Annotated in this window: 11 protein-coding genes; 4 read left to right on the top strand and 7 right to left on the bottom strand. The window is 35.8% G+C overall.

Translation table 11 applies throughout. The features are described 5' to 3' along the window. Positions 1 to 2 precede the first annotated feature (2 nt). Genes mads8 through ACYQ3L_RS05585 form a run of 7 tightly spaced genes read right to left on the bottom strand, consistent with a single transcriptional unit; the run spans position 3 to position 16,261 of the window. Complete coding sequence (gene mads8, locus ACYQ3L_RS05615; protein WP_380001538.1) at positions 3 to 5,399, bottom strand: methylation-associated defense system ATP-binding protein MAD8; 5,397 nt, start codon at positions 5,397 to 5,399, stop codon at positions 3 to 5. Next, the gene (gene mads7, locus ACYQ3L_RS05610; RefSeq protein WP_380001540.1) at positions 5,396 to 6,949 is read right to left on the bottom strand and encodes a methylation-associated defense system protein MAD7; all 1,554 of its coding nucleotides are present in this window, start codon (positions 6,947 to 6,949) and stop codon (positions 5,396 to 5,398) included. Before mads7 ends, mads8 begins: the two co-directional genes overlap by 4 nt. Next, positions 6,940 to 11,010 (bottom strand): methylation-associated defense system protein kinase MAD6, encoded by a 4,071-nt coding sequence (mads6, locus tag ACYQ3L_RS05605; RefSeq protein ID WP_380001542.1) that lies wholly within the window; start codon positions 11,008 to 11,010, stop codon positions 6,940 to 6,942. The genes mads7 and mads6 overlap by 10 nt, the downstream gene beginning before the upstream one ends. Next, the gene (gene mads5 / locus ACYQ3L_RS05600; protein ID WP_380001544.1) at positions 10,998 to 12,353 is read right to left on the bottom strand and encodes a methylation-associated defense system restriction endonuclease subunit S MAD5; all 1,356 of its coding nucleotides are present in this window, start codon (positions 12,351 to 12,353) and stop codon (positions 10,998 to 11,000) included. The genes mads6 and mads5 overlap by 13 nt, the downstream gene beginning before the upstream one ends. Then, positions 12,350 to 14,422 (bottom strand): methylation-associated defense system DNA methyltransferase MAD2, encoded by a 2,073-nt coding sequence (gene mads2, locus ACYQ3L_RS05595; RefSeq protein ID WP_380001546.1) that lies wholly within the window; start codon positions 14,420 to 14,422, stop codon positions 12,350 to 12,352. Before mads2 ends, mads5 begins: the two co-directional genes overlap by 4 nt. A gap of 8 nt (positions 14,423 to 14,430) precedes the next feature. Beyond that, positions 14,431 to 15,276: a nucleotidyl transferase AbiEii/AbiGii toxin family protein gene (locus ACYQ3L_RS05590; protein WP_380001548.1), complete on the bottom strand. Its 846-nt coding sequence runs from the start codon at positions 15,274 to 15,276 to the stop codon at positions 14,431 to 14,433. Then, the gene (locus ACYQ3L_RS05585) at positions 15,254 to 16,261 is read right to left on the bottom strand and encodes a type IV toxin-antitoxin system AbiEi family antitoxin (RefSeq protein WP_380001550.1); all 1,008 of its coding nucleotides are present in this window, start codon (positions 16,259 to 16,261) and stop codon (positions 15,254 to 15,256) included. The genes ACYQ3L_RS05590 and ACYQ3L_RS05585 overlap by 23 nt, the downstream gene beginning before the upstream one ends. 1,155 nt (positions 16,262 to 17,416) lie before the next feature. Here ACYQ3L_RS05585 and ACYQ3L_RS05580 point away from each other — a divergent pair. From ACYQ3L_RS05580 to rbp, 4 genes are all read left to right on the top strand, one after another. Next, positions 17,417 to 18,511: an NAD(P)H-dependent flavin oxidoreductase gene (locus ACYQ3L_RS05580; protein ID WP_380001552.1), complete on the top strand. Its 1,095-nt coding sequence runs from the start codon at positions 17,417 to 17,419 to the stop codon at positions 18,509 to 18,511. Continuing rightward, positions 18,504 to 19,550 carry a GTP pyrophosphokinase gene (locus tag ACYQ3L_RS05575; RefSeq protein WP_380001554.1) on the top strand — a complete coding sequence of 349 codons (1,047 nt, stop codon included), beginning with the start codon at positions 18,504 to 18,506 and terminating at the stop codon, positions 19,548 to 19,550. Before ACYQ3L_RS05580 ends, ACYQ3L_RS05575 begins: the two co-directional genes overlap by 8 nt. A 63-nt stretch (positions 19,551 to 19,613) precedes the next feature. Next, positions 19,614 to 19,853: a hypothetical protein gene (locus ACYQ3L_RS05570; RefSeq protein ID WP_006844264.1), complete on the top strand. Its 240-nt coding sequence runs from the start codon at positions 19,614 to 19,616 to the stop codon at positions 19,851 to 19,853. Between the two features lie 153 nt (positions 19,854 to 20,006). Beyond that, positions 20,007 to 20,315, top strand: a complete 309-nt coding sequence (rbp, locus tag ACYQ3L_RS05565; RefSeq protein ID WP_380001556.1) for an RNA-binding regulator — start codon at positions 20,007 to 20,009, stop codon at positions 20,313 to 20,315. Positions 20,316 to 20,363 lie beyond the last annotated feature (48 nt).

The raw sequence follows: 20,363 nt of genomic DNA, 5'->3' as shown, positions 1-20,363 counted from the left end.
AGTTAAATGGCTTTAATGGTTTCTCCTCCATGTTTTGTGACACGAGGGCGTGTGAAAATTTTTACTGGTCGATTCATCACTCCTTTATCTGTTGATTTTGTTGCCCATAAATATCCTTCGCCGGGAACCAATGAAGATAAATCGGAAGGGGTTAATGATGCTAATTGAGTAATAGACTTTTGAACGTGTTTTACCCATTGCGGACTATTGAACTTGTGTAAAAGAACGATGCTACTTAGTTCAATGATCTCATTCGGGAGGCTTAATGGATCTTGGCTGGCAATCATGATTGAGACACCTTTGTGCCGCATTTCTCTGATTGCTGTCACTATACTGCCTGTAAGATCTTTGTTATCCATGTATTTGTGAGCTTCATCAAATACGATAAACTTGTTAAATTCTTTAACGCCGACACTTGATATAATATTGAGCATGACAACGAAGAGTCCAAGAGCCTCATCTTTCTCTATATATTCATTTCTTAAATCGACAATAATCAATCTTCCGGGTTGTATCAGGCTACCTAATTCAAAACTATCATCAATATACTCTTCGGCAAACTGAATTCGTTGTTCTGCTAACAACTTTTGAGAATTAGATAATAATGGAGAATTGGCAACATTAGCCCTAAAATCTTTCAGATTAATATTTTCACGCATTCCCTTCATAATAAACTTCAATTGTTTAATATAAACGGAATCATTCCCTATGGCTCCAAATAAGAACATCCAATCTTTTACATTTAATTCGTTTGAGTTAAATGATATAGGACGTACCTCAATGGAGGGATATTGTTGCTGTCTTTCTACTACCTTATCTTTGGGTGTCAATAAAATAATATCACTCAAACTATTAGCATTTGCGCCAAATTCCTCTTTCAACTTTTGTAATTCTTTATCATTGTCATTTGGATTTACCATAGAAGTAAATTCCGGTTCATAATCCTTACTCTCACTATAATGAAAAATAACGCTTGCAAGTGGAGCCGGAAGTTTATTGATTTTAGAAAATTGTTTCAGCACCATCTCGGTAATTGTTCCTATTGTATAACTTTTACCACCTCCCTGAACTCCAAATAAACTAATTGTATTCGTTTCGCTTAAATCCAATGCCACAGTTCTTTTATTGGAGGAAACTTTTCCTAAAATTCCATATTGTTCGCTTTGAGATGTTTTACCGACTAATATATCATAATCAGGAACATCATTTTCTTCTTTTATAGAAATCGTTGCTGCATCATTAGATGATATTTTATTGTCAGTAGATAATATCGTATCTTCATTAATGTCTTTCTTTCTCTCTGTCTTTTCAGATGCAATTATTGACGGCTCGTGAACAACTACTATTGAGGTATCCTGCTCTGGTTCTTCATACGGTTTAACTTCCAGAGTTTGAATAAATGCAGAAACCTCCGGAGCTCCAAAAAAAGAAAATAAATTATCTTCTTCAGTGATATGCTCTAAACGATGAGTATTGAGATCTGATTTGGGGTCTAAAATATCATCAATTAGGCCTTTCCCAAAAGTAAAATAGATCGAATCCTCAGAAAATATTTCTTTTTTATGTATCTGAGATGCTGAAAAATCAAAAATAATACCACAACGTTTAAATGAAATAGCATATCCTCTATCCAGATTTTCCAATACGTCTAAATACGCAGTTCGCACTTCTTGTGAAAGTTGATTATAGCGTGCTGACCGATTAATATAAAACTCGAGCAATTGCTTGAATTCTAAAGTTTTCAATTCTCTATCAAGTCTGTCGTCTGACAAATAATAATCGGGATCAAAATGAAACCGAAGGGCATTAATTGTATTGTCAATTTGGCTCTCCATTTTCTCAATTAGAGACTCCTTTTCTGAATCAGATAATGATTTTCTACACTTAATTTCAATAACAGTGAATGTTATTTCGCTCGTTTCAGGGTTGATTTTTACCAATAGGGTATCAGCTCTACTTTTATTTTCTTCGGGTAAATTATCAAATAATTCTTTATGTAAGTCGACAGGAATAAGGAACGAATTTTCGAGTATGCGTTTCTTTTCCAATACTCTCTTTGTAAAGGCTGTTCCTAATACCTCAAATGCTTTGTTCTCAGTGGAGTTAAACTGCAATATTAATGAGCTACTGATGGTTCGAACATCTTCCAAAAGGATTGTTAACTTTTCCTCATCCGTTCTGACATCAACTCCAAATTGGGCAAAATGAGGGCCTAACAGACCAACAATTTCCGATGTAGGACGGGTGGTCAGATAAGATGAAATACCGGATATTTCTTGCCCCGGAACATAATCTAACAAAAATGGAACTTCTCCATTTTTACCAGGGAGATCGTAAACTTCCGGCCCCATATTTTTATCGAATGTTACAACCCAATCAGAAACATCATGAATAAAGGATAATAAAACCTTATCGGGTTCATTTAAGCTTAAAGATGAAGTCGGAACTGATTCACTATTGCCTGCAGCCAATGCATTTGCAATAAAAAGTTGGATGTTGCTAAATAGCTTTATTCCGTTATTAGATGATTTGTCTAATGAATGCTGAAGAGGCCTTGCGACAAAATATTTATTCCATACAATGGCATCTGACTTTTGAGTAATATCAATTATTTGTTTGTTTATTAACCCGTTCAAATAGAACGACCTTTTCTTTCGGTTAGGTCGAATGAGAGTCGTTTTCACAGGAAAAGGACTTACCAAAAAACTAATATGCGCATTATAGTCTTGAGGTGTTTGGGTAAAACTATTGATGCTGTTTATAGAAAACCTTAATTTAGGGAATAAACGATTTCCAGAGGCTTGAGAAAACGCTTCAGCATCTTCGGATATAGAATATTCTGGATTTATCAAATTCTGAAACGCTTCTCCGGGAGTGATAATTTTATCATCGGCAAAGAGCCGAATCTCATATTTCAGTTTTTTATATTCAGGGTGGCGTTCCAGTTGAACCAGCGTATTTGCAAATACCTGAGCATCTCCTGCATTAAAAAGATTTATTATTAATTTATTGGTATAAGGGTGCTGTATCAGGTAATTCTGAATATGCCTCCTAACTAAAGTTTCATTAACATCAGTATCCATCCGATACTCGTTCGAGATGTTGAGCAAAAGAGATAAGTATGTTTTTATTTGGCGTGAGATGGATGAGAAAGCATCATCAGTTTTTACTGTTGATTTGGCATAAATCCCCCAACCGAAAGTCAATTCTCCTAAATATTGAAAATAGTCGGATCCTGTTCCATTCACAATTACAGGCAGGGCGATGTCAGGTATTAATTCTCCCAGAAATAAATTCTCTAATTTTCTGTACCAAGCCTTTTTATATTGTTCGTTATTTTTCGTTTTTTCTTCCCAATCTTGAAATAGATCAAATAAGTCTATAAACCAATATAGTCGTAACGGATGAAGAGGAGATATTAACTTTACAGATATTGGCTGTCCATCAGGCATTTCTGTCTTGACGATCATCAAATCTAGATTTTGAAGCTCAATTAGCTGATTTGGCAAGTTCTCAATTGGGTTAGCTGAATTTTCTAGGGATTGCTTTATTTTGCCTTTTAGTTCTTCACTCCAATTGGTCAATTCGTTCAAATAACTTTTTATAAGTTCAATATGACGAAATAAACCAAAGGTCTCAAAGACTCCCGATTCATTGGGTGCTGAGTTTCTTATTTCAGTAAAAAGCTTTTTTCTTAATTCTAATAATGTCGGTGGAATTTCGAGAATGGAGGTTGTCGAAATGAAGCGAAGAGACTGAAACCCTTTTTCAATAGGATTTTTACTCAGTATTGCCTCTACATGTCCTAATTCGTGGGAATGGCTTAACAAGCATGACTCCAATTTCAAAAGTTTACTGGCAATGCTAATTTGATAGTTATGAGAGCTTGAGTACTTTGCATGAAAAATACTTACCGGAGCAGATTGAGAATCTTTTAGCCAAACTTCAGAATCATCAATTGCTAAAGGCATTGACAGATCATCATTTTGGCGAAGTTGGGTAATTCGATAGCGAAAATATGCCTGAAGAAGGTTATTTAACTTATCTTTCCGCTGGATCCCAGTATCAATACCTTGATCGCCTTCGTCCTCTGTGGTTCCAATTTTTAAGTAAAAGTCATCAGAGTCGCTTGTATACTTAATTTTGTATTCCAATTCAAACTCATCCCTTGTCAGATTAGGATTCTGAGCATGTCGGATTTTCCAATGCTCTTCTTGGTCAATTGGAATAAAACTATCTTGTGTATTGAGTATTCCCCCATTTTCATCCTCTGCAATAATGCGAAAAAAATAAGATCCTTCTTCAAACATATTTTCAGAAAGCATCACCGTAATATCTCGATATGCTTGCTTGTTTTCCGAGACTTTGATTTTTTTTACATCAGTTACAGGATACCAACCATCAATAGCCATCAATACTATTCGAAAGTATTTCAAGTCACTGAAATCAATTGGGATAGGTTTTGTTGAGATTCTTATTTTTACTTTAGAGACTTTTCCTTTGGGGATAATCAGTGTTAGGTCACCCTCGTCAGTTTTGAGATCACTTGAGGAGATTTTATCTACAAAGACGCGTAAATCTGAACGTTTATCAATATCAGGAATCTCCCACCGGGTAAAATTTAGTTGAGGATACTCAACTGCAATCGTCCTGCAAATATCAGATTTAGACACAATTGGATTTAACCGAAGAAATCCTGCAATTTCTTTTTGTAGAGTATTGGTTTCAATAGGAAGGCTCGCTATTCGATCAGGAATAGATCGGGAGAAATCTCCTAAAATGTCAATACACTTAAGATTATACGAAAGTCGCTGTCTAACTTGATCGGAGTTCGTAGTTAATCCGGCATCAGGAATTAATGTCAGCCAAGATAATGAGTTCCCGATTTCAGCCAAATCCCATTCTGAAAGTTGTACCGATAATAAATATTGAATATACTGAATGGTTCTTCTTCCTTGTAATTTAAGATAGCTGAATAGTTCATAAATATAGGCTCTGGCGTGAACAGGAATTTCGTTTTTTAATTCCGATAATAATTTCTCATCCAAATGTTGTATGGACAAATTCTTAAAAGTAGCATTTCCGTACGAATCTTCAGTCGTTGATTTACTGTTAGCGGGAATTAAAACGAGCAAAGGAAATGTAAGTGCATTTCTAAACTCGATCAGTTTCGTTGCACTTATGTAAAGTTCCCCGGTTTGTTCCTCCGATAGAATATAAGCCTGAATATCAGGGTATATATCTCTTATGGACTGACACAATGGAATTAATTCTTGCAATGCTAATCCCGCTATTTTCATGCAATGTCCGGGTCTTGCTAATTTGAATTCATTTTCATATTCGTGAAGAATAAGAGCAAGAAACCTATTGTAGTATGTTGTTGATAAGTCCATATTCATACATCAAGATTATATCGTGGTCTGATTTTTTGTAAAATATACGCGTCACTTAAGTCTGTATAGAAGCCGATTTGTCTCAGTTTATTTTTAAATGCCTCTACATTTTCACGAAAAGCTGTTAAGGTTTGCACATCAGCATCCTTAAATCGGGGTTCCAACATTCCATTGATGATGATTCCATAGCGTCTGCGTAAAGCTGTTATTAATTCATCAATTGATAGAGAATGAGATTTAAATCCTCCTGAGTCTTGAGGTTCCAATACCAATAACTGGACTAATGTTTCCAATAGTCGGGAACCTAAGACTGCCCTGCGGGTATGTCTTCGACTTCTTCCATCTGCTAAAAAACCATAATCGGTATTTTTTTGAGAGATGTTGTCGATAAATTGATGATAATAGCGATATTGGTATGCTCCCTTGGCTTTCACTAATGTTTGTACGTATTTATCGAAGCTTGAAGTTTCGTATTGGATATGATTTAGAACAGACTTTCTGTCGTCTTCATCATCCATGTTGTGAAGGATTGTATCCAATTTGGATTCATAATACATATCAAAATTCTCCGGTCTGTTTTTCAACACAGCAAGAATATCATCTATCGTATCCATGTTGGGTTGAGACGAGAATTCCGAACGCCAGTATACAGCATTAATCTCGAATGTCGATTTTACATACTCATAAAGAGCATTTAAAGTCATTTCCATGTCTTCACATGCATATAGGGAGACTTTACTATCTAAGTTGTCAGTAACATCAACAATAATAGACCAATCATCTTGTATGTTACGAGTGCCGGCTTCAATCATCTTGGGAAGAAGATGAATTAATTTTTGGGTATAAAGTGACAAATGAAAACCTATAAGTGTACGCAAATATTCGATAAATACACTGCGGGGAATATCATCCTTGTAGACTAATAGACGAAGAATATCATCGCATAACAAATCTGCTTGTGCCTCCAATACCGGCCTTACATTTTTAAGTAAGGAAGAGGTTTTAAGATCAACTTCAATGTATTTTATTAAATGAAGAATACCTACGCTGTCAACATCTAATTCTATATTTTTAGCAATGTTTTTGGTTGCATTATCCCAACCTTTATTCAAATAATCTTTTAGACTGTTGAGAATGCCAGGCTGTTTACGGAGCATCAGAAATATTTGGTCTGCCGTATTATAATCACGAGCCTGAGCAATATTTCTAATCCTATAATTTTCTAAGTGTACAGGACGTAAAGAGGCAATTTTCTCATTCTGAATATTACCTCTATTAACCAAGGTCAATAAATTACTTCTCAGCCAACAATCCGCAGCTTCGAAGTTTTCTTTGAATCCCGAGATCACTCCTCTGTTTTCTAAACTTTCAAGGTATTTGTGCATGGTCTCAAAGGTATGCTCTTTGGTTACCTTTACTTTAACCCGTTTGCCGTCATTACGCATTAGCATGAACAGATTAGTAAGGGTATGATCCAAATTTACAGCCTTAGCATCGGCTGCAAAAACCAATTCGTTGCGAAAGTTTTTTTCCTGTTTATCTAATTTTATTGCCATACTTCTGCTGTTTTTAAGGAAGACAAAGTCAATTGGTTTGTTTGTTGATCCAAACTAATTACAAAGAAAGATTTATTGTCTTTGGTTACGATCACTTCTTTATAGCTGCGGTTTTCGAGCAAATTTTTGAATATTTGCAGTTCGACAAAGCGCCCTCTTAGATCATTGACTGAGGGGCTAAATCCTTGTTGTATAAAATGTAACATTTCATATAAATCCAATGAGATGGTCAAGGAAATATATTTGTCTGTTTTGTGTCTGAATATCAAACTGTCGCTTTCATATTCGATGTATTTAATCAAATGTGATGTTTTGTTCACAAATAATTCAAATTCATCTATGGGGAAACGGCGGTAGGTTTTACTTATCGGATCAATTACCCGGGAAGATGCTAAAAGGAGAAACTTATTTGCAAAATCAGTATTCGTACAGCCTTCACTGATAGACATAGCTTTTGCAAAAGCTTGTTTGGCATTTTCAATTTCTTCCAACTTATTTTCTCCGGCAGTCAATATTTTATGAAAATCTTTCAACGAATAATAGGGTAGTCTTTTTGTGAAATTAAATTTCCCTTCAAAATATTGATGCCGCACATAGGTTTCGTGGCGACTTTTCAAGATAGATCTTATCTCATCTGTTTGTTCGTGAGATGGGATCCACATTTTGTTGGTGTTGAAAGCCTCTAATAGACCATCTGTTCGTTGAGCAAAATCCAGATAGTTCTTGGCGCTATGAATGCCAAAATACAAATCCCGATCGATAGATGGCATAGATACCTGAGCAATATCTGTTTCTCGCATTAATTTGATCAAGCGGTCATTAGATTCAGGCCCTAAAGGAGATGTAATATTGAAATAATAATACTGCCAGTATTTTTCAGGTTGTTTGTTATATCGTTGATATAATTCCGGAATATCATCACAGGAGCAATCCCGACTAATCATATAAGCAATGAAAGACCGCAAATCCCGCATTGTAACATGCAATTCTCGCTTGTAGCTAACTGTGCGTAACAGCCATTCCATCCGATTGACTATTTCATCTCCGGCTGCGGTGTCAGTCAAGCTATCTACATTGTATTTGATAAAACAAGTGGAAGCATGTTCGCAATTGGCACATTTGTGCCAAAGCATTGGTTGTGTCAATGCTTTTACTTGTTGACGAAATAGACTGTCATGTCCGTTTTTTGCAGTTACTGATCTTAGATTTAAATTGATAACCATTAACCCTGCCGGTAATTCGGTATGCCCTTCCCTGTAGAAATATTCATCAATGATGTTATACAGGTTTTTGAATCGTTCTGAACTTTGCAGAAAATCGACTAAACGCCCTTCGTTGATGGCTATGATTCGTCCTTCTCCAACTGAACTGAAGTCTTTGGCATATTCAAATGGACGAAAAAAATCAGCTAATACTTCATTGTTACTTCGATCATCTTCATCTTGTGAACCATCATAGTTACTTTGGAAAGAAATTCCGTTAAATTGAAATTTTGCTCCGTTGCAGTTGTCTAAGCGTTGAAGATTTTTTGATTGACTTTCAATTTTCTTGATAAAAGCGGTTTTTCCGTCACCTGCATTTCCGGTAATGATTACCAGACGAAACATCCCATTATTTATTGCTTCTACCAATTCTGTATCTAATTTGGTTTTAGTATAAGTCAGATTATCAAAAGTTATTGGCGAATGTCCTGCTCGTGTTCCGGAATTACCATAGCGGCTTTGACTATATAGAGAATTCAGATAATCAACAAAATCACTGTTTATAAAGTTAACTTCATCAGTAATTGGCTTTTCCCTGTCTTTTAACAAATTTTCTTCACCTATAGCGCCCAAGGCCTCCTGCATCACTGCAGCTGTTGCAAATCGGTCTTCTTTTTTACATGCAATGGCTTTAATTAAAAATGCAGCAAAGCTCTCCGAAATTTCAGCATTGAAATCTTGTGGTCGATAGGGAGAAATTCCCACTCTGGGCTGCATGTTGCTCCATGGGTAATTTTGGCAGACCAATTCGTAAAGGGTGATTCCTAATGCAAAAGTATCGGCACTCGTATCCCAGTCGACTTTGGTACTGCTTTTTATTAAGTCAGGTGCCAAATAAGGATTTGTCCCTACAAAATCAGTATTGGCCTCCAATACAGTTGCTACATTAAAATCTATCAATACAAACCGATTTTTATTTTGATCCCATACGATGTTTTGGGGTTTGATATCCCGATGGATGATCGGATGAGGCTTTTGTTGTTGCATATACACTAAGGCATGCAAAATCTCTTTAGCTACCTGATAGACTTTTTGTAGTGGTAGTTTTACATCTTCTTTGGTATACCTTTTCAGATTTTCTCCGTCCAAATACTCCATGAGGGTATAGAACTGACCATTATCCAATATTCCGTTGAATTTAAATTTTACTATATGGTCGTTGTCCAAATCTTTCAATGCACTATATTCGTCAATAACGGTTTGAGCATTAATGCTTTCATTGAATATCTTCATAGCATATTCTTCGCCCTGTAAAGAGTGCTTCACTTTGAATACTTTAGAATAACCTCCTTTACCTAATTCATTGTAAAGGGTATATTCTTTCAGCCTCTTCCCGGGTTTCAGGTCTTCTGAATCTACAATTGCAGCGCGATTTGCAGGTACCGGTGGTTGTGATTGTGAAATGGCTTCCTTCAAGAATTTCTCTACTGTTTCCACATTGTCCCATCGGGCTTCGTCACTGGTCAGAATGGTATTGCGACATAATTCATCTAACCAAGCGGGAAGTGAAGGATTAATTGCAGTGGGTAATAATCTATCGGGGAGTTTTCCTCCCAAATTATTTAATTCGTAAGGCGAGTTAAAAGGCAGCTTCCCTGTAAATAGTTCGTATATAAGAACTCCCAATGAGTATATATCACTGGCTCGGGAAGCATCTTTTGCTAACAGTTCAAAGGCATGATAAGGAGTAGCATTATTGCTGTCGATGGTTATGGCAACTGTATATCCCATTTCTCCGTGATCGGCAAAATAGGCTTTTCCAAAATTGGCTAAAGCTGCATACCCATTTGTTAAGTAGATGTTTTCGGGATTTAGATCGCGATGATAAACATTTGCTTCGTGGGCTACTTTGAGTGCTTCAATTAAGTTGTAGACAATGTTGAGTTTCTCTTCTTGTGTAAAGGTCTTGCGACGCAATTCTGCTCGTAACGAATTCTCATCCAGATAATCTGTTATTTCGTAAAAACGATTATCGTCACTCACTCTGAATTGAGCGTTTAGAATAAAAGGACAGGGTTTGATTTGATTGAGTGCGTATTGTTGATTCCTAATCTGGTTGGATCTTTGTTCCTCCTGAGCGGGGCTTAATCCTGCCATATCCAATATGTATTCTTTTATTCGTTTCTTGTTGGCGGTAAGCATTCCTTTGGGTTTGCACAAATATTCGGAATAGCATTTGTCAACAACTAAAGTCTCAATGATTTCATACCCTTCAATTTCTTTCCGTTCCCGATTAATAACTTCGCTCAATGTGCCGCATACAAAATCTTTTATGTCGGCAGATATATCAGCAATGTCATTGGGCTGTTTTCGCACAGCAGCAGGGGAAGTGATAAATTGAATGAGTTTGTCGTTCAACAAATAAGTTGCTTTTTCACAATCGCCATACAATCCGCTTTTATTTTGGCGAGGATTTGAAAGCGTTAACAATGAAGCTACCCAAGCGTTTGCCCATACGGGATTGTGTTGCCTGAGTTTACTTACTAATACCGCTGTTTTGAAACGGACTGTTTTCAGCGGATTGGATTTTTCGCTATCGTTGAGGTACCAAGTAGAATCGTCTCCGGTCAACTGTCCTCCCCAATCTTTGTTTTCAATGTGGTAAATAGCATGAGGAGCAATAACCAGACAATCATACTCCAAATATTGTACTTGTCCACGGGGAGTTGCATTGGCAAATTCCACATTAGGAACAACGAAGTAGCCATCCGGAAGATTTACTTCCAAATATTTCAATAAGCGGTCTTCACCTGCATTGACTGCTCCGGAACTGTGTTTGGGATGTATTACTGTTGCCATTGGTCTATTTCTTTTTCAACGAGTTGGATAGCTTTATTTTCTTTTATCGTAGCTGAATCCAAATTTTCTTGATATTGATATATTTTATCAGAAATATTCTTCTGAGTTAACGTGTCTAAGATTGGAACTTCTATATTCCCAATTAGGTCTTCATTTAGAGTTATTATAACGGATCCAAAAGCTGATGATTTCATATAGCTTTGGCCCTGTTGTGTAGATAAATAACAAAAAATATATGCAGGATCAATTTTTAAGGAATCAATCTCTAATCTCATAGCATGCTCAGAAATTGCCGTTTGTGATAAATCATTCCCGACAAAAACAACATTACCTACAGTTCCTGAACGAGATATCAATATTGAGTTTCTTTTAACTAATAGATTTTCTATTCCACCGGTCTTTATACTAATTTGTTTTGCATATCTTTTGGGATTAAATAGGATCATATCAGAAGAAGATAAAAATGGAATCCCATTTTCCACATAATTTCTTTTACTCCTGTTTCCAACAGTTATATTTGCTGCAAGAGATTTGATAGTTCTATAATCGATAGTTTTTTTCTCTTTCTTAATCTTATTCATTCCTATCTGATATTGAGAATCTAACCTTAATAAGAAAGATTTGATTTCCTTAATTTGAAGCACCTCTGTTTGATGGGATGAAACCACTTGATGAATTCCAATTTTTTCTTCAAATAAAGTTATTGCTTCCTCTAACAACCGATTTGCCTCAACCCGTAAATCCGCTGCTTGAACAATTAGTGAATGTATTTCTTCTTGCTTATCGGTTGTGAAAATTGGAACAGGTAGATTAGCAATATGTTCAGGTTCTATATGTTGGATCACTGCTCCATAAGTCCCATGTTTAATTAATGCTTGTCCATACTTTGAAGAAAGAAATGCATAAAGAAAACCTGATGGTATTGATTTTGGAACCACCCTTATTATATCGTCAGATGCAGCTTTATGAATGAAATCTTTATTTACATATGCTGTATTGCCAATTGTCCCTGAACGAGTGATAAGAGTCCATCCTTCTTCTAAAAAATATTCATCCAAATTTGCGGTTCGTTTACGAGAAATCATTTTTAGAGGAGAAAAATCAGCTTTTACAATATCAGCTCCTTTAATAAACGGTATGCCATTTTCTTTTCTATTTACATATATTCGTCGAGACCTCCCTCCATAAAAAATTCTTTGGGTAACCTCGTGAAGGGGAGATGTTTTTATATTGGCTTTTTTAAAGGTAATACTCGTTAATCGACCATCACTCAAATGAAACGATGCATCCAACCTCAAATCGCTTTCGGCAAGCCAACTCTTATTTGCAATTATGGTTTTCATTTCTTTTGTTCCTTTACGAATTTCAAATAGGCATCCTTAATCAAAGGTAAATCATCGTTCAACCTTTTTTCGAGGGTTTGGCGGGTTCTCACTTTCGATTTCCCTTCATTGTCTCGAATGAGCGTTTTCTTTTCACCGTCAAATAATAATTCGGCTCCATCTTCGTCGCGAAGATAAATAGGAACACCACGACGATCTTTCCCTACAGCTTCGGCTATAGCCATGAAAACTTCATAATCTTCGCTTGTCTGAGCAGCATCTCTTTCTCTTGATGTCTTTTTTTGCAAGAATAGTAATGATGCTTGTACGCCTACTTGTGGCAAAAATGCTTCTACCGGCAAATCTATTGAAGCCAATAACTTAAAGCGTTCCAGAATCCAAGCACGCACATACTCAGTATTGGGGTTTCCCAATATTCCGTCTGGCAAAACGATTGCCATTCGGCCTCCCGGCTTCAGGAAATTGTAACACTGTTCAATAAAAAGCACTTCAGGAGCCTCACTGCTACTTTCATTCCCTTTCTGAAAATTACCATAAGTATCTTTGCTCCAGTTATGTCCTAATGCGTATCGTTTGGAAATCTCTTTATCCACCGTAACTTTAGCTCCAAAGGGAGGATTGGTAAATATCAAATCGAATTTTTCACGGGCATCATCTGTTTCAAATGGGTCATTTCTATCGTAACTTGTTTGGATACTGCGTTGTATCGTTTCTTTTATTTTCTCCAATTCTTCTGTTTTGGGGCCATTAGGATAATCAAGAGAATTGATATTAAAGATATTGGCGTGACCGTCTCCTGCCATTACCATATTCATTCGGGCAGCTTTCTTCAAATCACGGTCAAAATCAAATCCGAAAATCATTCGTTCCGCATAATCTTTTACCAAATCGTTAATTTCCTTTGAATTGTAAGTTTCTTCCAGATACAAACCCTTCAAATTGGGATTTTCTCTTGCTGCAATCTTTTTTCTTACATGGTCGAGTACCATTACCAAGAATCCTCCAGAACCGCAAGCCGGATCCAGTACCCGCATATTCTCCTCCGGATCAAGCATTTCAACCATACATTTGATGATATTTCTTGGTGTAAAGAATTGTCCTTGGGCTTGTTTCAATGTATTGGAAACAATGGTTTCATAAGCGGTTCCCTTTACATCTACAGTTGCATCCAAAAAAGAATACTTCGCTAATTCGCTTGCCACATAAGCCAACCCTTTATCACTAAGTCCAATTCGTTCATTCCCCTCAAATACTTCTTTAAAGAGATCATCTCCCATGAGTTCATCAAAAATTCCTTTTATCCGTTTGGCAATAGCTTCAAGTCCTTCTTTCGAGTTTTGCTCTTTTACTCCTACCCAAAATTTTCGACGATAGCTCATACCATCTTTCGAAGGCATAAATTTCCTTTTCTCATCATATATTTTACAGAAAATCAGGTTGAGCAATTCCCAAAAAGCGTCTTTTATTTGCCCTTCGTTTCCGTAAATATAATCGTGGCAACGCTTAAATGTCCTTACCAAAGAATCGTTGGCTGGTTTGCGAGGTGCTATTTTATCCGACCATTTTTCCAGATCCTCCATGGTTTGTCCTTCACCGGGGAAATCGGCAATATCCAAATAGGTCGTATTATAAAAATCATCTACATGTTTTTGCAGAAAGTGGAAAACTTCTCCATTCGTCCATACGCCAAACTCACAATTTTCCACAGCGGATAATGTGGCTTCTAATGCAGCGACTACTCCTTTTTTGTCGTCTGTGACTTTTACTTTATCATCTTGTACAATACAAATACGAATCAGGTGATCAAGATTATGTACCTTCCCGGCTTCAAACATAGCCAAATCCACTTTTATCCGTTTGTTTTTACCTTCATCGTTGATGTATGAAATGGTAAAATCTCGTTCCATATCTGAGAGGTCGAAGCCATATTCCTCATTCAGCATCGAAATGAGAGATTGCAAAGTTAGTTCTTTAACCTTTGCCGGTTTGACTTCATTCGTGAGGACGCAGATTAATTGATTGTCTTCTAACACGACCTCTTCAATGGTATTGTTTGTACTTTGTTCCATATTATGATTTATTTCAATTCGTTGAGTAGAGTTTGTAATGCGTCGAAAACTTCGTCGTATTTCAAGCTTGTATGTGTTTCTAACATTTGGTTGATAAGAATGCTTTCTTCCTCAGCATCAATTTCTGTTTGCAGGATATCTATAAAATAATTGAGTGCATCAGCATTTTCAGATAAGATTCTTTTTGTATCTCGTCCCAATAAAGTTGCACCTGAAGTGAAAATTGTGAAATTTTCGGCACCATATATGTCATAATGATCAGAAACAGCTCTCTCTTCGTTTATTTCGAGATAATTGGCAATAATATAAGCGATATCGTCTGCATGCTTATTTAGTTCAAAACCACGATCCTTATATGCTGCTAATTTTAAGATAAAAATACCGGGTAAGGATGCTACATTTACCTCTAGCTCATCATCAATAATTACAGAAATCACATCCTTTACAATTTCAGTAAATCCTATTACGGACATTGCAAATTCTTCTTCAGGTGGCCAGTATATGCTATGATCTTCTTTGGCTACTTCTCCAAAAGGAACAATATCAAGTTGATATACTTTATTGTACCAAAAAAGTTGCTTCTGTTTATTTGATTTATGAAATCCATCCATGGCATCTAAGTCAGAAGATATCTTATCGAATTGACTCCAATCAGGTATCGCAATTGCTATATCTAAATCGCTGGTCGCTCTTTTTATCTCAAGATTATGAATGGCTGACAAGATAATATTTCTAGCAGTAGCCCCAATAATATAAAATTCCGAATGAATAGAATCGAAATATTCACGCAGCTTTGTCAAGAGCTCTTTTATAATTGGGTCATGTAGTTGATCACTTGATATGTTGTAACTCATTTTCTAAAATTATTTTAGCTGTTTCTATGTTTCTTCCATATCCGCTTCCCATTAAATCGGCATAAATTAATAATGGAGGGGCAATGAGTGCTTCATTTTCGTTCTTTTGTTTCTCTTCATTCTTCCAAAATTGCTGTAATATTTCAACTTTCCCATTGTTGTCGGGAACTAACCCAATCGAAGCTCCTATATTTTGCCATTGATCATTTGTGTATAAGGTAAATTGCTCAGGAGTTAGATGCTTAGTTAATATTGCCGCACCAGGTTCTGCACCCCAGCATGCAAGATTATTTAATTTAATAGATTTCCAATCTAACAAGTTATCAGGTTTGATAAACCTCATTTGTTTTTTTACCAAACGAGGGCGAAGTACATCGTGATATGCCATGATCCAGCGTTCCAGTAATTCAGGTTTGCTTTTTAAAATTCGTTTCTTCTTTGTCTTCAATATAAAATGCTGACTTTCCAATTCTGTGATTATGTTACTTACAGAACCCGTAGAAATTTCTGCCAATTCTGCCAATTCTCTGTAAGAAAGTTGAAGATTCTTTGGATCAGACAATAGATGAAATAACAATCGTATCCCAGTCTCTTGGAAGGCTTTTGCTTGATTCGTTTTTTGTTTGCGTTGTACTTTTTGTCCGGAGACATAAATTTGTAAACTATTGCTTTTTATGTAGCAATTGCCAGAAGCATCTAAATAGTTGATATAATATGTCTTCAGTTTTTTTGCTGTTTCAATTGCGATATACTTGGCTACTATTATTTTATTACTTGATCCCTCATCAGATGAAGTCATCAAGTTTATAAGAGCGGCTTCATTTTCTTTTCGAATTTCATTCTTTGCTTCTACATAGAATTGATACCCGTCAATATGCATTATAGCATCATATTCTTTCCTTTGGCTTTCGAGACTCACCGGAAATCCGGTTAGTTGCTCCAAAGCTAAAGCTGCATCGTAGATATAGTCATTGTTTTTATACATGGCTGATTTTGTTCAAAAATAACGTGCGTTCAGTGTCAATGAACATGCAAATATATTGAACAAATATGGATTTAGCAAGCGATTCTGAATATTTCTATGACAAATTTTGTCTAAGAGAGTGTGTATTCTACGTTAATATGCTTATAATTAATGGATATGTAAAATTACAACACACAGAGATGTTCATTAATTATGGTTGTTCAGTGTCAATGAACGATAGAATTTAATGAACTGATTTTAGGGAATATCTGCTAATTATTTTGCCAGATAAAAAAAACACATACCTTTGTAGAAAGTTATCTGACATGTGTAAAACTGTGCATAGACCAGTTAAAAGAACCGTTACCAAGTCATTACCTCTCTAAAATTTGCTCTCCGTAACTCTTTGATAAAGAGTAAATAAAATCTATTCGACTGCTATTTGAAGGAAATTGCTAATTTGTGCGGAATAAGCAAGAGGATTTCTTTCCATACTGCAAGACATAGGAGTTATTCTTTCTGTCTGAAAATAAGCAAGCTATAAAGATATTTTTCTTGACAGGTAACGATTTAGAAACCAGCTTGGTTCTTAGATATGCTTAATTTCCTCACTATACAAAGAGCGACTTATCTTTTGTAAAGATATAAAATGCTTTATACTAATGTTTGTTTTTCTGTACTTTTTTTCTAATTATCATTGAATAGTTGTTGAAAACTATAGATAAGAATTTTGTTATATTTGAACAAGCTTTTTCTATACAATCATTACTGCATCAATGGGGATTCTGCGTGTCTTTTTTGGCTTTCATAAGAATATATCCTTTTATATGACTCCTTATTATTTCAGAATTTTATTGTTTTCGGGGAAATTTAGGTTGAGAGTATTGCCAAAATGATCGAATATATCAATGTTTATGCTAAAGTTACAAATAAAGAAATATAAGGAATATTCTAATAAGATATTGTAAAACAATAAATAAGTCGTTTTTCTTTCGTATCTTTAGAACTTGAGCAATCTAGTTTTTATTGTATCTATCTTCTCAATGTTTTGCTCCGCGCTGGTTAGCGGATCTTCCCATCGTCAAAATCGACAACAAAATCAACTTTCTTGTTTATGGTATTAATCAGTTACGAGAATGTGTAATGCTTTTGTCGTAACACATTTTTGTAAATAAGATGAAATCATTTTTTATAGGGAATCTGGAAGTTAAACTTCCGGTTATCCAAGGTGGAATGGGGGTAGGAGTATCTTTATCCGGCTTAGCATCGGCGGTTGCTAATGAAGGAGGTATAGGTGTTATATCATGTGCAGGTTTAGGTCTCATTCATAAAGGTCACGGAAATTTCATAAAGAATAGTATTTGGGGCCTGAAAGAAGAATTGCGTTTAGCCAGAGAAAAAACAAAAGGTATAATTGGCGTCAATATAATGGTTGCCTTATCTAATTTCGCAGATATGGCACGTACCGCCATTGCAGAAAAAGCAGATATAATATTTGCCGGTGCAGGACTTCCATTAGATTTACCATCGTATAAAACTGCCGATAGCAAAACTAAATTAGTGCCAATTGTTTCCTCAGCCCGTGCCGCAAGGATAATTTGTGAGAAATGGTATAACAACTACAGTTATTTGCCGGATGCGATAGTTGTAGAAGGACCAAAAGCCGGAGGACATTTAGGATTTAAGAGAGAACAGCTTGATGATGAGCAGTATTCTCTTGAACAAATAATTCCGGAAGTTATAAAAACGGTAGCTTCATACAAAGAAATAAAAACGATCTCGGTTATTGCAGCAGGGGGGATATCTTCAGGCGGAGATATGTATCGTTTTATAGAATTGGGTGCATCTGCTGTACAGATGGGTACAATATTTGTTACTACAGACGAATGCGATGCTTCGACAGCCTTCAAACAGGTTTATCTTACTGCTCAGAAAGATGATCTTACGATAATCAACAGTCCGGTAGGAATGCCGGGGCGTGCCATTAAAGGAGAATTTCTCAAACGTGTTGCCGAAGGATTAGAAGTTCCTAAAAACTGTCCTGTACATTGTATAAAGACTTGTGACTATACGAAGAGCCCTTACTGTATTATGAAAGCATTATTTAATGCTGCAAAAGGAGATATGAAAAAAGGATATGCTTTTGCCGGAATAAATGCTCATCTGGCCCAGAAAATAAGTAGCGTTAAAGAAGTTGTGTGCAAATTGAAAGAAGAATTTGCTATAGCAGAAAAAGTAGCATTATCAGCAATAGTTCTATCTCATGGATGATAATTTGATAGAAGAAACCGTCAAAAGATATATCAGGGAATATGATCGTTATAAAAAATTGACTGATATAGTTTCCGGTATATGTCAGAGTATTGTTCAAAAGAATCTGACTGTCCGGGCAACAGTTCAGCACCGGGTAAAAGGTCCGACAAGCCTTGCCGAGAAACTAAGGAAAAGCATAAAATACGAATCAGTAAACAGTGTTTTTGAAGAAATTAGTGACCTTGCAGGTGTGCGTATTATAACTTATCAGGAAACAGACAGGCCGAAAGTCGTAGAGGAGATTCGGCGAATTTTTATTGGCAAGGGTAATGATAAAATCAGGATTGAAGTTAAAGATAAGAATGGCGATAATGGCAAATACTATAAAGCGACTCACTGTCAGGTAGCTTTACCTTCCGAATATTTTATCGATAATCTTAATCTAAAAAATACGACGTGCGAAATTCAGGTTTGCAGCCTGTTGTCGCATGTATATAATGAAATTAAACATGACTTGCAATATAAGCCACGAACAGGAAATTTATCAAAAGATGAAAAACTTTTGATCGATCAGTTAGGGCTTATAACAAAATCCGGAGATATAACTATTCGACGGTTATTGGAAGCTACAAATGAAAGATTGAAACTTCAGGAAGGTGAGTTTGTCGATGTACATGATTTTACTGTGAGAATGGGAGAATTACTGAATGTTGGAGAACTATTTGCAAATAATGCGGGGTTATTATATGATGAGTTTTTAAATCTAAAATTAGATTCTCCTGAAATAATTATTTCAGAACTTCTCGATAAAGACGAAACTCTGATTGATGTTGCAAAATATGAATATGACAAAGTGACCCAATATATAGCAAGAAGAAATATAAATATAACAATAGATAAAACATCTTCTGACCTCTTGTTATTGGTTCTATTAAGAAAAAAGTTTACAACTATACTTAAAGATCACCCTGTTATTGCGGAAAGTGATCGTTCATCCCGCTTATTGCGAATAGCTCAAATATATAAAGATTTGGTTTCTGAAAAACAGATGAAATGATAGCTATTGAACAACACTTTCGTATTTGTAAAAATAGAAAAGGCAGGTTAAAACAAAACAAAAATGGCAGCAAAACAAAGCTCTTCGATAAACAGGAAAGAGGGCGAGATAACCCGCTCTGAAAGAACTTCGGCCACTCAGCAGGCTGAATCTGTATTGAAAAATGTAAAGGAAAAAAATGGGTCTGTTATTCATGTTATAATTAGCGAAAGGACAACAATCGAACTCCCGGCCCATTTGTCTCAGGAGGAAATAGACGCCCGAGTGGATAAATATATCAGATTGCATAAATCAAAAATATAAATCACAGAACAGCTATTCCTATATAAACAAAGATATTTTAGAAATAATCATGGTAACATCCAATTTTGAATGTGGTCTAAGAGGCATGATGAATGCTGTAAGGATCTGTCTAACCAATAATGATGTCTCCAATAATAATTAATAATAAAAAGAATGAACATTTACGTATCGAATCTAAACTTTAGCACAACAAGCGAGAGTTTACAAGAATTATTTACAGCCTATGGCGAAGTAGAATCTACTAAGATTATTACAGACAGAGAAACCGGAAGATCACGTGGGTTTGGCTTTGTTGAAATGCCTAATGATGCAGAAGGGCAAAAAGCTATCAATGAGCTAAACAATGCTGATTATGAAGGCAAGACGATCACTGTAACTATTGCTCGTCCTAAAACAGATCGAGCTAGCGGAGGTTACAACAACCGTGGTGGAAATGGTGGCTACAATGGGAATCGTTACTAATCAAATGAACTGAAGTATAATATTAAACGGGTAAGTATAATTACTTAC

It is taken from the genome of Dysgonomonas termitidis, assembly GCF_054657735.1.
This window is presented reverse-complemented; position numbering and strand designations above follow the sequence as displayed.

Excerpts from the sequence above, each read along its gene's own strand:
- mads8 (WP_380001538.1), bottom strand. The coding sequence starts at position 5,399 with ATGAATATGGACTTATCAACAACATACTACAATAGGTTTCTTGCTCTT.
- mads7 (WP_380001540.1), bottom strand. The coding sequence starts at position 6,949 with ATGGCAATAAAATTAGATAAACAGGAAAAAAACTTTCGCAACGAATTG.
- mads6 (WP_380001542.1), bottom strand. The coding sequence starts at position 11,010 with ATGGCAACAGTAATACATCCCAAACACAGTTCCGGAGCAGTCAATGCA.
- mads5 (WP_380001544.1), bottom strand. The coding sequence starts at position 12,353 with ATGAAAACCATAATTGCAAATAAGAGTTGGCTTGCCGAAAGCGATTTG.
- mads2 (WP_380001546.1), bottom strand. The coding sequence starts at position 14,422 with ATGGAACAAAGTACAAACAATACCATTGAAGAGGTCGTGTTAGAAGAC.
- ACYQ3L_RS05590 (WP_380001548.1), bottom strand. The coding sequence starts at position 15,276 with ATGAGTTACAACATATCAAGTGATCAACTACATGACCCAATTATAAAA.
- ACYQ3L_RS05585 (WP_380001550.1), bottom strand. The coding sequence starts at position 16,261 with ATGTATAAAAACAATGACTATATCTACGATGCAGCTTTAGCTTTGGAG.
- ACYQ3L_RS05580 (WP_380001552.1), top strand. The coding sequence starts at position 17,417 with ATGAAATCATTTTTTATAGGGAATCTGGAAGTTAAACTTCCGGTTATC.
- ACYQ3L_RS05575 (WP_380001554.1), top strand. The coding sequence starts at position 18,504 with ATGGATGATAATTTGATAGAAGAAACCGTCAAAAGATATATCAGGGAA.
- ACYQ3L_RS05570 (WP_006844264.1), top strand. The coding sequence starts at position 19,614 with ATGGCAGCAAAACAAAGCTCTTCGATAAACAGGAAAGAGGGCGAGATA.
- rbp (WP_380001556.1), top strand. The coding sequence starts at position 20,007 with ATGAACATTTACGTATCGAATCTAAACTTTAGCACAACAAGCGAGAGT.